Annotated in this window: 15 protein-coding genes; 2 read left to right on the plus strand and 13 right to left on the minus strand. The window is 71.6% G+C overall.

From position 1 onward, the window contains the following. Position 1: 1 nt before the first annotated feature. The 4 genes from EFJ44_RS07680 to EFJ44_RS07695 are packed head-to-tail and all read right to left on the minus strand — an operon-like array spanning position 2 to position 3,625. Positions 2–1,282 carry a TRAP transporter large permease gene (locus EFJ44_RS07680; RefSeq protein ID WP_125256599.1) on the minus strand — a complete coding sequence of 427 codons (1,281 nt, stop codon included), beginning with the start codon at positions 1,280–1,282 and terminating at the stop codon, positions 2–4. Positions 1,283–1,285: 3 nt separating this feature from the next. After that, positions 1,286–1,786, minus strand: a complete 501-nt coding sequence (locus tag EFJ44_RS07685; protein WP_206426885.1) for a TRAP transporter small permease — start codon at positions 1,784–1,786, stop codon at positions 1,286–1,288. 37 nt (positions 1,787–1,823) lie between these two features. Further along, positions 1,824–2,825: a TRAP transporter substrate-binding protein gene (locus EFJ44_RS07690; RefSeq protein WP_125256600.1), complete on the minus strand. Its 1,002-nt coding sequence runs from the start codon at positions 2,823–2,825 to the stop codon at positions 1,824–1,826. Further along, on the minus strand, positions 2,822–3,625 hold the full coding sequence (locus EFJ44_RS07695) for a 2-keto-4-pentenoate hydratase (RefSeq protein WP_125256601.1): 804 nt from the start codon (positions 3,623–3,625) through the stop codon (positions 2,822–2,824). The genes EFJ44_RS07690 and EFJ44_RS07695 overlap by 4 nt, the downstream gene beginning before the upstream one ends. Positions 3,626–3,733: 108 nt before the next feature. Between EFJ44_RS07695 and EFJ44_RS07700 the strand changes: the two genes are divergently transcribed. Continuing rightward, on the plus strand, positions 3,734–5,119 hold the full coding sequence (locus EFJ44_RS07700; protein ID WP_125256602.1) for a pectate lyase family protein: 1,386 nt from the start codon (positions 3,734–3,736) through the stop codon (positions 5,117–5,119). Here the strand turns inward: EFJ44_RS07700 and lpxK are convergent. From lpxK to EFJ44_RS07725, 5 genes are all read right to left on the minus strand, one after another. Beyond that, positions 5,103–6,107: a tetraacyldisaccharide 4'-kinase gene (lpxK, locus tag EFJ44_RS07705; RefSeq protein WP_125256603.1), complete on the minus strand. Its 1,005-nt coding sequence runs from the start codon at positions 6,105–6,107 to the stop codon at positions 5,103–5,105. The genes EFJ44_RS07700 and lpxK overlap by 17 nt on opposite strands. After that, positions 6,104–7,366, minus strand: coding sequence for a 3-deoxy-D-manno-octulosonic acid transferase (locus tag EFJ44_RS07710; protein ID WP_241209714.1), 1,263 nt, complete (start codon positions 7,364–7,366; stop codon positions 6,104–6,106). Before EFJ44_RS07710 ends, lpxK begins: the two co-directional genes overlap by 4 nt. A 27-nt stretch (positions 7,367–7,393) precedes the next feature. Next, entirely contained in the window at positions 7,394–8,080 is a 687-nt protein-coding gene (locus EFJ44_RS07715) for a lysophospholipid acyltransferase family protein (protein WP_125256605.1), read from the minus strand. Continuing rightward, positions 8,077–9,894 (minus strand): ABC transporter ATP-binding protein, encoded by a 1,818-nt coding sequence (locus EFJ44_RS07720; protein ID WP_125256606.1) that lies wholly within the window; start codon positions 9,892–9,894, stop codon positions 8,077–8,079. Before EFJ44_RS07720 ends, EFJ44_RS07715 begins: the two co-directional genes overlap by 4 nt. Before the next feature lie 77 nt (positions 9,895–9,971). Continuing rightward, on the minus strand, positions 9,972–10,367 hold the full coding sequence (locus tag EFJ44_RS07725) for a hypothetical protein (RefSeq protein ID WP_125256607.1): 396 nt from the start codon (positions 10,365–10,367) through the stop codon (positions 9,972–9,974). 107 nt (positions 10,368–10,474) lie between these two features. On the opposite strand from EFJ44_RS07725, the gene EFJ44_RS07730 reads away from it, so the two are divergent. Beyond that, positions 10,475–11,140 (plus strand): protein tyrosine phosphatase family protein, encoded by a 666-nt coding sequence (locus EFJ44_RS07730; protein ID WP_125256608.1) that lies wholly within the window; start codon positions 10,475–10,477, stop codon positions 11,138–11,140. Between the two features lie 3 nt (positions 11,141–11,143). On the opposite strand, the gene EFJ44_RS07735 is transcribed toward EFJ44_RS07730, so the two are convergent. The 4 genes from EFJ44_RS07735 to EFJ44_RS07750 are packed head-to-tail and all read right to left on the minus strand — an operon-like array spanning position 11,144 to position 13,742. Next, positions 11,144–11,338 (minus strand): hypothetical protein, encoded by a 195-nt coding sequence (locus EFJ44_RS07735; protein WP_125256609.1) that lies wholly within the window; start codon positions 11,336–11,338, stop codon positions 11,144–11,146. A gap of 1 nt (position 11,339) precedes the next feature. Next, the gene (locus tag EFJ44_RS07740; protein ID WP_125256610.1) at positions 11,340–11,585 is read right to left on the minus strand and encodes a DUF4170 domain-containing protein; all 246 of its coding nucleotides are present in this window, start codon (positions 11,583–11,585) and stop codon (positions 11,340–11,342) included. A 10-nt stretch (positions 11,586–11,595) separates the two neighbouring features. After that, positions 11,596–12,402, minus strand: a complete 807-nt coding sequence (locus EFJ44_RS07745; RefSeq protein ID WP_125256611.1) for a 3'(2'),5'-bisphosphate nucleotidase CysQ — start codon at positions 12,400–12,402, stop codon at positions 11,596–11,598. Then, on the minus strand, positions 12,399–13,742 hold the full coding sequence (locus EFJ44_RS07750; protein WP_125256612.1) for a TldD/PmbA family protein: 1,344 nt from the start codon (positions 13,740–13,742) through the stop codon (positions 12,399–12,401). Before EFJ44_RS07750 ends, EFJ44_RS07745 begins: the two co-directional genes overlap by 4 nt. Positions 13,743–13,776 lie beyond the last annotated feature (34 nt).

Raw genomic sequence — 13,776 nt, forward strand, 5'->3', positions numbered from 1 at the left:
CCTACTTCAGCAGGGCGGGCAGCCACAGGCTCAGCGCCGGCACGAAGGTCACCAGCATCAGCACGGCGGCGCAGGTCAGCCAGAACGGCCAGATGGTCTTCAGCGCCGTCGTCATCGGTTGCCGGGCGATGGCGGATCCCACGAACAGCACCGATCCCACCGGCGGCGTGATCAGGCCGATGCCGCAGTTCAGCAGCAGGATCACCCCGAACTGCACCGGGTCGACGCCGAACGCCTTGGCCACCGGCAGGAAGATGGGCGTGCAGATGATGATCAGCGGCGCCATGTCCATGAAGGTGCCGAGGATCAGCAGGATGACGTTGATCAGCAGCAGGATCAGGATCGGGTTGTCGGTCAGCACCTGCAGCAGCTCGACCATCTGGGCCGGGATCTGCAGATAGGCCATCAGCCAGCCGAAGGCCCCGGCCGTGCCGATGATGAACAGCACCGCCCCCGCCGTCCGCGCCGCGCCCGTGCAGGCCGCCTTGAACCCGTCCCACGACAGGTGGCGATAGACCAGGCCGGTGATCACCGCGGCATAGACCGCCGCGATCGAGGCGCTCTCCACCGCGGTGAAGATGCCCGCCCGGATGCCGCCGAAGATGATCAGCACCAGCAACAGTCCGGGTATGGCCGCCACGAACCGCGTCGCCACCGTGCGGAAGCCGGGGAAGGCTTCGGCCGCGTAGCCGCGCCTGCGCGCGATGACGTAGGCCGTGACCATCAGGCTGGCCGCCAGCAGCAGCGCCGGGATGATGCCCGCGGCGAACAGGTCGGAGATCGACACCCCGCCCCCGGCCGCGGCCGAATACAGGATCATGTTGTGCGACGGCGGCACCAGCAGGGCCACCAGCGCCGCCGAGATGGTCACGTTGACCGCATAGTCCGACTGGTATCCCCGCTTCTGCATCTGCGGGATCATGGTGCCGCCGATGGCCGAGACGTCGGCGATGGCGCTGCCCGAAACCCCGCCGAACAGGGTCGATCCGACCACCGTCACCTGGCCCAGGCCGCCGCGCACGTGCCCGACCATGGACGAGGCCAGGGCGATCATCCGGTCCGCCAGCCCGCCCTTCATCATCAGCTCGCCGGTGAAGATGAACAGCGGGATGGCCAGAAGCGCCACCGAACTCATGTCCGAGCCCATCTGCTGGAACACGACCAGCGGCGGCAGCAGCAGATAAAGGACGGTCGCGAGCGTCGAGGCCAGCAGGCAGAAGGCCACGGGCACGCCCAGCGCCAGCAGGCCGAACAGGACGCCGAACAGGATCACATACTCCACGGCTCAGCCCTCCGTCGCGGGTTCGACGAAATCGCCGGTCAGCAGACGCTCGGCCGAGAACAGCGCGATCAGCGCCCCGCCCACGGCCAGCCCAAGGAATTTCAGCCCCGACGGCAGCGGCGCGCCGGCCATGGCCACGTCCCAGTCGTCGATCATCAGCATCAGGCCATAGCCCGTCAGGCCCAATCCCGCGGCGAGGGCGATCAGACGCGACAGCGCCTTGGCCGCCGCCTTCAGCGGGCCGGGCAGGGCGTCGCGCAGGCCCTGAAAGGCGAAGTGGGTCTCACGGCGCACGCCCACGGCCGCGCCCAGCATCACCGCGAGGCCCATCAGCAGCAGGGCCACGGGCTCGGTCCAGCCCGGGCTGTCGTTCAGCACATAGCGGGCGAAGACCTGCCACGCCTGGACCACCGCCATGCCCGCAAGGGCCGCCGCCGCCAGCCCCAGGGCCAGGGCGGCCAGTCCGTCCAGCGCGCGACGCCGCGCCTGCGGTTGCTCGCTCATGGGCTCCTCCCTCTCGAAGCCGTTTCCGTTCGCGGCCCTATCCGGCCGTCGTCGTGACCCGGTCGTGCAGACGATCCAGAACCGGATCGGCCAGATGCCGGTCCAGCACCGGCTTCACCGAGGCGGCGAACGCCTCCCGGTCGACCTCGGTCACCACCGTGCCCGCCTCGATCACCTTCGTCCGGGCGTCGGTCTCGCGGGCGTCCCACAGGGGGCGCATGACCTGCACCGATCTCCGTGCGACGTCGCGCACCAGATCGCGGTCGGCCGGCGTCAACCGCTCCAGGCTCGCCTTCGACATCAGAAGGGCGTCGGGCGAGAAGGAGTGCTGGGTGTCGCTCCAGTGCCGGGCCACTTCGAACTGTCGGCTGGACTGATAGCTGGGCCAGTTGTTTTCGGCCCCGTCGATCAGGTGGGTCTGCAGGGACGAAAACACCGCCCCGAAGGTCAGCGGCGTGGGGTTCGCCCCCATGGCCCGGATCGACTCCAGGAAGATGTCCGACTGCGGCGCCCGGATCTTCAGACCCTTCAGCTGCCCCGGCTCCGCCACCGGCCGGCGCACGTTGTAGAAGCTGCGCGGCGCGGCGTCGTAATAGGCGAGCCCCACCAGCCCTCGCCCCTCGAACACGTTCAGCAGGTCGGTCCCGATCGGCCCGTCCACGACGGCGCGCACATGGGCGACCGAGCGGAAGACGTAGGGCAGGGCCAGGATGCGGGTCTCGGGGAAGGCGTTGTTCAGCGCCGCCACCGCCACCCGGCACACGTCGACCGCCTGGAACCGCGTCAGGCCTATCGAGTCGTCCTCGGTGCCCAGCTGGCCCGCTGGAAACTGGCGCACGCCCAGACGTCCGTCGGTCAGGCGCGACAGCTCTTGGCCCATCCACTTCACGGCCTCGACGGTCGGATAGTCGGCGGGGTGCACGTCCACGCATCTGAACTCGGTCGCCGCGCTCGCCCGCGCCGTCGGGGCGCATCCCGACGCGGCCAGTCCGCCCAGCCCCAGGGCCCCGAGGGCCAGCCCGCGCCGCGTCGCCGTCATCCGTCCGTCCCCCACGCCACGGCCCGCGCCGAAAGGGCGCCGTCGGGTCCGAAATCGGCCACGCAGGACTGCGCCGCGAAGATCCGGTGCACTCCGGTGGCCGCTCCGGTCGACACCAGCTGTCCAGCCGTCAGCGCCCGCCCCCGCGCATGCAGAAGGTTCAGCAGGAAGGCCAGCGAGTCCAGCGGCCCGCCCGGCACCGTCGCGGCGCCCCCGTGCCCCACCTCCACCCCGTCGATCTCCATGCGGCAGGTCAGGTCGCTCAGGCGCCCCCGCCAGTCGGGGATGGAAGGCCCCAGGATCAGGCCCTGATTGTTGCCGAAGTCCGAGGCGGTGACGGCCGGGCCGTGGTCGTTGATCCCGGGAAAAGGACTGCCCGCGATCTCCATGCCGATCCGCATGTCGGAGACCAGATCGCCGACCGTGTCCGCGGTCCATCCGGCCCGATCGGGCGCGTCGTCTCCCAGCACCAGCACATATTCCGCCTCCACCGCCGCGAAGCCGCCCTCGATGACCGGGAACGTCGCTTCGGCCGCCTCCTGCAGCTCGGCGGCGAAGATCGGCCCGGCCAGCCGCCCTGCGCCGAAGCGCGCGTCGTACGGCGGCGGCACGCGGCCCAGCTTCCAGCCGACGATGCGGTCGGTCGACAGGCCGATGGCGTCGTCCTGGATGGCATAGGCGTCCGCCAGGCTGGTGGGCTCAACGCCCGGATAGACGGGCAGGGCGCGACCCTGCCGGCGCGCCTCCACGAAGGCGCGGGCGATGGGCGAAACGCTTGAACTGTCGTGCGCGTGAGCCACGCGTCCTCCCCGGTTGAGGCGGACATTGCGCAGGAAGGAAACCGGTGTCAATTTGAATCCGGAACAGACGGTCGCACAGTGAGGCGACCCGCTCACAGGGATGGAATCATGCGCCTGACCCGCTCGCTCGCCGGTTTGCTCGCCTTCGCGGCGCTGCTGACCGCACCTTCGCTGGCCTCGGCCCAGCTGTTCGGAATCGGGCGGCGCGCCGAGCCGACGCCCCAGGCGACCGCGCCCCTGGCCTTCCCCGGCGCGCTGGGCTGGGCCTCGACCACGCCCGGCGGGCGCGGCGGCCGCATCATCCGCGTCACCACCCTGGCGTCGGAGGGGCCGGGCTCCCTGCGCGAAGCCATCGAGGCCGAGGGCCCCCGCATCATCGTCTTCGAGGTCGGCGGCGTCATCGACCTGGAGAAGAAGACCCTGGTCCTGCGCAATCCCTTCGTCACCATCGCCGGCCAGACGGCCCCGTCGCCCGGCATCACGCTGATCCGCGGCGGCATGGACATCCGCGGCCACGACGTGATCGTCCAGCACCTGCGCATCCGCCCGGGCTCGGCCGGCGGCGAATGGATGAGCGGCTGGGACGAGGACGGCATCGCCACCGTCGGCGCCCGCAACGTCATCATCGACCACAACAGCCTGACCTGGGCCACCGACGAGAACCTGTCCGCCTCCGGCCCCCGCTTCACCGGCTCCACGCCCGCCGAATGGCGCGCCGGCACCAGCCACAACATCACCTTCTCGAACAACCTGGTCGGCGAAAGCCTGGCCTGGTCGACCCACTCGAAGGGCGAGCACTCCAAGGGCTCGCTGATCCACGACAACGTCACGAACCTGCTGATCGTGGGCAATCTGTACGCCCACAACTACGAGCGCAGCCCGCTGTTCAAGGGCGGCGTGCACGGGATCATCGCCAACAACCTGATCTACAATCCCGGACCCCGCGCCATCCACTACAACCTCGCCCCCGAGGAGTGGGGCGACGTCCCCTTCGAGGTCGGCAAGATGACCGTCGTCGGCAACGTGCTTCGCGCCGGCCCGTCCACCCCGACCGAGCGTCTGGCCTTCATGATGATCGGCGGCGCCGGCGACGTGGAATACTACGGCCGCGACAACATCGCCGTGGACCAGGTGGGCGAGCCGCTGCGCATGTTCGGCCGCTACACGACGACGAACGCCCGCATCATCGAGATGCGCCGTCCGCCGGTCTGGTGGGAGGGACTGCAGCCGATCCCGGCCGTGGACGTGCAGGTGAGCGTGCTGCGCGACGTCGGCGCCCGGCCGTGGGACCGCGACCAGCGCGACGTCCTGCTGATCGCCGAAGTCGCCGAGGGCCGCGGCGAGATCATCGACCATGAACGGCAGGTCGGCGGCTATCCCCCGGTGACCGAGCCGACCCGAAAGCCCTTCGTCGAGGCCGACTGGGACCTGTCCACCATGACCCCCCTGCGCGACGACGTGCTGGACCGCCCCGCCGTCAGACGGGGGACCTGATCAGCCTCAGAAACCCGGCCTCGTCCTCGAACCGCGCGCGCACCGGCCACGACGTCACGCGCGCCCGCCACTCGGGCGGCAGGCGGACCCAGTCCTTCTCGGTGGTGATCAGTCCTGCCCCGAACACCGCCGCGCGGTCGGCCAGCGCCTTCAGCTCGCCCCCGGAATAGGCGGCGTGGTCGGGGAAGGGGGCGAAGTCCGCCAGATCGCACCCCGCGGCCTTGAGCGACCGCTCCACCTTCCACGGCTTGGCGATGCCGGCGAATCCGACCTGCGGTCCCTCGGGCGGCGGCCCCTCCGGCGCCAGCCGCGCGACGAAGACGGGCAGGCTGCCGAATTCCTCCATCAGCTCCGGGTCCACCTCGGCCACGTCCGTCGGCAGGAGCACGATCACAGCGTCCGCCCGCGCCAGACCGACCTTCAACGGCTCGCGCATGGGCCCGGCGGGAAACACCGAACCGTCGCCGAACGGCCATTCCTCGTCCCGAGTCTCGCCGTCCACGACCACGAGGCTCAGCGCCTGCTTCAGCGCCGGGTTCTGGTGCGCGTCGTCCAGCACCAGCGCCTCCGCGCCCGCCGCCACCGCCGCCCGCGCCCCCGCGACCCGGTCCCGCGAAACCCACGCCGGCGCCGTCGTCGCGATCATCAGCGGCTCGTCCCCCACGTCGCCGGCCGAATGCGTCGCCGGATCGACCCGCACCGGCCCCTCCAGCCGTCCCCCGTAACCGCGCGACAGCGCATGCGCCTCGACCCCCGTCGCCCGAAGGAGCCGCAGCGTCTCCATGGCGACCGGCGTCTTGCCCGATCCGCCGACCGTCAGATTGCCGATCGAGATCACCGGCGCGCCGACGTTCACCCACGCGCCTCCGGCAAGCCGCCGCTTCGTCGCCGCCGTCCATATCCACCCGGCGGGCGTCAGCAGCATCCGCAGCGCCGTCCCGTGCTTCCGGTCCCGCCGATACCACCAGCGCGGCGTGTTCAGCTTCATCGCCGCCCCTTCCGCGCCGGCAGCAGGGGGGCCAGCGCCGCCGTCACCTGATCGACCACGGCGCCGACCTCGGCCGCCGTCCGCCGCCCGGCCTCGCCCATGCGCTTGGCCGCCGCCGGATCGGTCAACAGCGGCGCGATCGCTTCGGGCAAATGCTCCGGCGTTTCCACGACCCGCAGGCCGCCGCCGGCCGTCAGCATCTCCGTCACCGCCGCCCAGTTCGACATGTCCGGCCCCGTGAAGGTCGGTTTGCCCAGCCGCGCCGGCTCCAGCGGATTGTGCCCCCCGACCGGCGGCTGCCCCACCGCCGCGTGGAACGACCCGCCCATCACCACCACGTCGGCCAGACGCAGGAACAGCCCCATCTCGCCCAGGGTGTCGGCCAGATACAGGTCCGTCCCCCCGTCCAGCGTCTGCCCCCGCGACCGCACCGCCAGTCGCCAGCCCTCGGCCTCCAGCACCTGCGCCAGCCCGGGCCCGCGCTCGGGGTGCCGCGGCACGAAGATCAGGCACACCCGGCCCGTCAGCCGGTCCAGCGCCCGCACGATGGCCGCCTCCTCGCCTTCATGCGTGCTGGCCGCCACGATCACCGCGCGGTCGCCGACCGCCGCGGACATGGCCGTGAAGGCCCTGGCGTCATGCGGCGGCGCCTCGCCCGCAAGCTTCAGGTTCGCCAGGCCGTCCACCCGCGCGCCCAGCCCCGCCAGCCGCTCCGCCGAGGAGTCGTCCTGCGGCAACACGCGGTCGAACGCCGCCAGCACCTTGCGCGCCGCGCCCGGGAACCGCGCCCAGCCGTCCGCCGTCTTCTGCGTGATCCGCGCGCTGACCAGCGCCAGCTTCACCCCGCGCGCCTTCGCCGACAGCAGCAGGTTGGGCCACAGCTCGCTCTCGACCATCACCCCCAGCGACGGCCGCCAGTGATGGAGGAAGGCCGCCGCCGCCTGCGGGCCGTCCACCGGCGCATACTGATGGATCACGCCCGTCGGCAGCCGCCGCGCCAGCAACTGCGCCGACGTCACGGTCCCGGACGTCACCAGCACCGTCAGGTCCGGCCGGTCCCGCCGCAGCCGTTCGACCAAGGGCAGCAGCGACAGGGTCTCCCCCACGCTGACGCCGTGCAGCCAGATCAGATCGCCGTCCGGCCGCGCGACCGACGCCGTCCCCAGCCGCTCGTCGACCCGCGCGGCGTCCTCCTTGCCCCGCCGCGCGCGCGCGTCCAGCAACCGGGGCGCCAGCGGCTCCAGAAGGCGCGTCGCCACGCGATATGCCCACAACGCCGGGCTCACTCAGATCCGCTCCAGCCCGGTGATGGCGTCGGCGCGCGCCTCGACCGCGGTCAGCCGCTTGGCCCAGGCGTCCGCGACCTCCGTCGGCTCGGCGCCCTCGGGGTAGGTCGCCGTCTCGTACACGATCGCCCCCCGCCCGAACGGCAGGGGCACCAGCGCCCGGTCCCAGCTGCCCAGCCGGATCGCCGGCCGGCACGACAGGCCCAGGAAGACCACCGGCGCGCCCGACAGCTTCGCCATCAGCGGCACCCCTTCGCCCATGACGTTCGCCGGCCCGCGCGGACCGTCCGGCGTCACCGCCAGCCCGCCGACCTTCAGCTGCCGCAGCCCGTCGCGCAGCGCCTGGGATCCCCCCTTGGCCGCCTGGGCCTTGTCCTTGTTGGCGCTGGAGCCGCGCACGGCCGGAAACCCCATCCGACCCATGGCGCGGGCGATGAACTGACCGTCCGGCGACAGCGAGATCAGCCCTTTGGCGGGCGTGGCGCGATCCAGGGGCCAGGCGGCGGGCGAAAGCGCCAGGCGCGAATGCCAGAAGACCGGGATCACGCCGCCGCCCTTCGCCCAGACCGGCTCCACCTCCGCCTCCCCCTCACGGGTCCAGCGGATGGTGGCGAAGCAGAACCGCATCCATGCCGCCAGCAGCCACGCCAGCCCGTCCCGGATCGCCGGATTGCGCAGCGGCCTCACGCCACGTCCCCGACCGCGGGGGTCCCGTCCAGCGACTGGCTGCGCGCCAGCCGCGCGTACAGGCCTCCCTTCTTCACAAGCTGGGCATGGGTCCCGCTCTCGACGAGGCGGCCGGCTTCCAGCACGTGGATGGCGTCGGCCTTCATGACGGTGGAAAGACGGTGCGCGATCATCAGGGTGGCGCGGCCTTCCATCAGCCGTTCCAGCGCCGCCTGCACCAGGGCCTCGCTCTCGGTGTCCAGCGCCGACGTGGCTTCGTCCAGCAGCAGGATCGGCGCGTCCTTCAGGAAGGCGCGCGCGATGGCGATCCGCTGCCGCTGCCCGCCGGAAAGCCGCGCGCCCGCCTCTCCGGCCCGGGTGTCGTAACCGTCGGGCAGGGCGGCGATGAAATCGTGCGCCGCCGCCGCCCGCGCCGCCGCCTCGATCTGACCCGCCGTCGCGTCCGGCCGCGCATAGGCGATGTTGGCGCGTATCGTGTCGTCGAACAGAAACGGCTCCTGCGTCACCAGCGCGATCCGGTCGCGCAGCGCGCCCAGCGAGGCCTGACGCACGTCCACCCCGCCCACCGTCACCCGCCCGCCGGTGACGTCATAGAACCGGGGCAGCAGGCTCAGGATGGTGCTCTTGCCTCCGCCCGACGGCCCGACCAGCGCCACCGTCTCGCCCGGCCGCACCGTCAGCGTCACGTCCGAAAGGGTCGGGGAGGGCGCGCCGGCATAGGCGAAGTCGACATGCTCGAACGCCACCGTGACCGGACCCGCCGGCAGGGCCGCAGGCGCCGCCGCCTCGCGAATCTCCGGCTGGATGTCCAGCGCGTCGAACAGCCGCTCCGCCGCCGTCAGGCCCTCGGACATCACGGTCTGGAGATTGGTCACCTGACGCAGGCTCTGCCCCGCCGCCATCAGCAGGCCGATGAAGGCCGCGAAAGCGCCCACCGTCATCTGCCCCTCGCGCGCCTGCCACCCGGCATAGGCCATGACGGCCGCGACCACGATCATGGCCACAAGGTTCGAGAACGGCCCGGCGAAGGCCCGGCTGTCGGCCGACTTGATCACGTGCCGTTGACGCCGGTCGACCACCTCCCCGACGCGCGCCTCCTCGACCGCCTCGCGGTTCTCGATCTTGACCAGGCGAACCCCGTCCAGGTTCTCCATCAGGGCGGTGGACAGGTTCTCCGTCTCCACCATCGCCCCGGTGGTCGCCTTGCGCATCCGCTTCGAGAAGCGCCGCATCACCCAGCTGATCACGGGCACGGCCAGCAGCACGATCAGCGTCAGCCGCCAGTCGGTGACGGCCATGTAGAGGATGACCGCGACCAGGGTCAGGCTGTGCTGGGTGTAGTTCACCACCCCGTTGGTGAAGGCCTCGCGCACCAGATTGGCGTCGAACAGCACCGAGGAGACGAAGCTGCCGGAGTGCTTGCTGCGCAGCCGCGCCAGGTCCGCCCGGATCATCGACCCGAACAGCCGCACCTGGATGTCGCCGACGATGCCGTGGCCGATCCGGTTGACCAGCGCCGCCTGTCCCAGCGCCGCGATCGTCCAGATCACCGCCAGCCCGACGATCAGCAGCGGGATCGTGACCAGAGCCCCCTCGGGCGGAATGCGGACCAGGCCCCAGATCGTCACCGGCCGCTGCAGGAACAGGCCGTCGATCGCCGGCTCCAGCAGCTGCAGCACGGTCGCGGCCATGATCCCGACCACCACGGCGCACAGGATCGACACGGCCAGCGCCCCTTTCCGCCTCGACAGATGCTCGCGCCAGATTCGCCCCAGCAGGGGACGGCGCGCGGTCGTGTCGGCGGCGGCGGTCATCGGTCCGAGGTCGGACGGCGGGGGAGGGAAGTCAAGCGCTCAGCGGTCCGGCCCGCCGCGCTGCGAAGACGCGGGCCTTACTGTCCCGCGATCGCCGGCGTGCCGCAGCCTTTGCCGAAATACAGGCCGTTCAGATAGTACCAGCGGTTCATCCGGGCCAGGTCCTCGGCCAGCGCGGCCTGCCGCTCGTCCTCGCCCATGGCCTCGACCCCGGCGATGGCGATCCCCGCGCCCGGGACCAGCATCGAGGCGCCCGCCTTCACCACGCCGCCGAACCGCCCGAACATGCTTTGCTCCTTCGTCTCCCCCAACGCCTGACTGATCTCGGCGCCGGCGGCGACGATCTGCTCGCAGGTCAGAGACTGGTCGCTTTGGCGGATGACGGCGCCGGCCGAGGGCGGCTCCTGCGCGGCCGCGGCCCCCGCCGCGCTCACGCCGATGAAAAGGGTCAGGGACAGGGCAAGCGTGCGCATTGAAATCTCCACTTCGTTCCCGGCACAACGGCGATCCCGGCGCGGCGGTTGCCCTTCAGCGATCACCCTCCGGTGACGGCGGCCGGGAAAACCCCTATCTCCGCCCCATGTCGCGCTACGACCTCTCCACTCGCGCCGGCCGGTTCAAGGCGCACTGGGACTATGTCTGGGGCGACCACGCCTTCCTGCGCCGCTGGTTCCGGAACGCCCACTGGCTGGGTCCCGACCTGGTCCGCACCAACCAGCCGTCGCCGCGTCAGTTGGCGGACTGGAAGCGGCAGGGCGTCAGGACGGTGATCAACCTGCGCGGCGCGCGGGACGAGGCCTGGTACGCGCTGGAAAAGGACGCCTGCGAGCGCCTCGGCCTGACCCTCATCGACGCGCCGCTGGACAGCCGCGACCCGCCGTGGCCCGACCGCATCCATCGCGCGCGCGAGCTGTTCCGCACGATCGAATATCCCGCCCTGATCCACTGCAAGTCGGGCGCGGACCGGGCCGGGATGATGGCCGTGCTCTATCGCCACTTCCATCTCGGCGAGCCGATCTCCGAGGCGATCAAACAGCTCGACAAGAAGTATCTGCACCACCGCGAGGGCCTGACCGGCGTCCTCGACTTCACGCTGGAGAAGTACCTGAACGAGGTCGAGCCGACCGGCGTCGCCTTCCTCGACTGGATCAGCTCGCCGGCCTACGACCCCAGGGCGATCCGGGCGGAGTTCAAGGCCCAGTGGTGGGGCACCCTGCTGACCGAGAAGCTGCTCAGGCGGGAGTAGGGCTCAGCCCCACGGGCCGCCGTGATCCGGTCCCCCGGGCTCCTTCTTCGCCGCCTTGAGCTCGGCCTCGCGTTTCCTGACCCAGCGGCGTTCGCGCATCTGGGCCCGCAGCACGTTCGCCCACAGCGCCAGCGCGCCCAGCAGGAACACCAGTCCGGCGATCTCCTGCGCGCCCAGGGTGCGGCCGAACAGCTCCATCTCAGTGGGCGTCCCCGCGCGGGTCGATCAGCCGGTGCGCATGCAGGATGAAATACCGCATGTGGGCGTTGTCGACCGTCGCCTGCGCACGGGCCTTCCACGCCTTCTTCGCCTCGGCGTAGTTCGGGAAGGCGCCCACGAACTCGACCTGCGACAGATCGCGGAACACCGGCTGGTCCAGATGGCGCAGCTCGCCGCCGATGACGATGTGCAGCAGCTGTTCTTGGTCTTCGTGGGCTTCGGTCATCGGGGTCTCGTCAGGGAAGGTCGGCGGGCAGGGGTATGGACCGCGTCCGCCGCACGATCAACGGCCAAAGGGCGGGCGCGGCGCACACCAGGCCCGCCTGTCGCGGGTCGGGGCGGTTGAAGGTCCACGGCCGACCGTGGTGGTCCGACACCTTCGCGCCCGCCTCCCCGGCGATCAGGGCGCCGGCCGCGACGTCCCAGTCCCACTTGGGCGCGGTGGCGATGGCCGCGTCGAAGGCGCCGGCCGCCACCAGCGACAGCCGATAGGCCAGGGCGTTGCGCTTTTCCCAGCGCATCGCCGGCCACGGCTCCGGCCACAGGCTGACGTCGGCGAACAGGCGCGCGTCGCCCAGCACCGCGGCGTCGTCCAGATCGGCGGTGTCCGACGCGGTGATCGGGCGCCCGTTCAGAAACGCCCCGCCGCCCGCGACGGCGGTGAAGGTCTCGTCCAGAGCGGGCGCATGCACCACGGCGGCGACCGGCCGCCCGTCCTCGACCAGGGCGATCGGCACGCACCACCAAGGTCGGTCCTTCATGTAGGCCACGGTGCCGTCGATCGGGTCGACCACGAAGATGCGTCGCTTCGACAGGCGGTCAGGCCCGTCCGGGGTTTCCTCCGACAGCCAGCCGTGATCCGGCCGCGCGCCGAGTAGACGATCCCTGAGCAGGGCGTCCACGGCCAGGTCCGCGTGGGTCACCGGCGAACCGCCGACCTTGGACCGGATGTTCAGGCCCTTGGCCCGCTCGCTCAGGGCCAGCGCGCCCGCCTCCCGCGCCGCCTCGACGATCAGATCAAGATCGGCCTGCAACCCGTTCATTTTCCGGCGATGGTGACCGCGTCGTACATCAGGGAGGGGCTGTTGAAACTGCCCCGGAACTCTAGGTCCGACCCCGCGACCAGCCGGGCGTAGAGGTCCAGCAGGTTGCCCGCCACGGTCACCTCGCTCACCGGATGGACGATCTCGCCGCCCTCGAACCAGAAGCCCGACACCCCGGCCGACCAGTCGCCGGTGTCCGCGTTCAGCGACGGCCCGAACATGCTGGTGACCAGCAGTCCCTTGCCCGCGTCGGCCATCAACCCGTCCAGGTCGCGCGTGCCCGGGGTGAGATGCAGATTGTGCCCGGACACGCCCGCCGGCCCGGCCCCGCCGCGCGAGGCATGCCCCGTCGACGTCATGCCCAGCTGCGCCGCAGATGACAGGTTCAGCAGCCAGGTCGTGACCACGCCGTCCTCGACCAGCGCCCGCTTGGAGACCGGCAGCCCCTCGTCGTCGAACGGCGTGGAGCCCAGCCCGCGGGGCCGGAAGGGGTCGTCAATGATTGATTGACCGCCCGGGAGCACCGCCTTGCCCAGCCGGTCCTTCACGAAGCTCATGCCCCGCGCCACGGACGGCCCGGCCATCGCCGAGATCAGCGGCGACAGCACCTGCGTCGCCACCCGGTTCTCGAAGATCACCGGCGCGGTGGTCGAGGCGATCTTGCGCGCGCCCACGCGTCGCACGGCACGCCGACCGCCCTCGCGTCCGATCTCTTCGGCCGGGGGCAGGTCGGCCAGCCACCGCATGGCGCGGTGCTCGCCGCCCCGTTCCATCGCCCCGTCCTTCTCGGCGATCACCGACGCGCCCAGCGAGAAGACGCTGCCCCGGTGCACCCCGTCGAAGCCTTCGGACGTCGCCAGCCGCCAGCGGCTGCTGCTGGTCGACGCGTGTCCGCCCTCGGACTTCGCCACGCCCTCGACGTCCAGCGCCGCGGCCTCCGCCTCCACCGCCGCGCGCTCCAGCTCCGCCGGGCTCGGTTCCGAGGGGTCGAAGAGCTCCAGGTCGGGCAGGGCGCCGCGGTTCAGCTCCGCCGCCGTCGCCAGCCGAGCATAGGGATCTTCCGGCGCCAGCCTGGCCATCGCCACGACCCGCTCGACCAGCCGAGCGCGGGTGGCCGCGGACAGATCGGACGAACTGACCGTCGCCTGCCTCCGCCCCACGAAGACCCGCAGCGACAGGTCGCGGCTCTCCTCGCGCTCGACCTCTTCCAGCGCGCTGTTGCGCACTCCGACGGACAAAGACGACCGCTCGGCCAGCACCGCCTCGGCGGCGTCGGCGCCGGCCTTGCGCGCGGCGGTGATCAGCTCGGGAAGCAGGTCGTCGGGAGCGGCGTCGAACATGCCCCGATATGGCGGACGGCCCGACGGGCCGCAA

The organism is Brevundimonas fluminis, from assembly GCF_003934285.1.
GTDB classification, from domain to species: domain Bacteria; phylum Pseudomonadota; class Alphaproteobacteria; order Caulobacterales; family Caulobacteraceae; genus Brevundimonas; species Brevundimonas fluminis.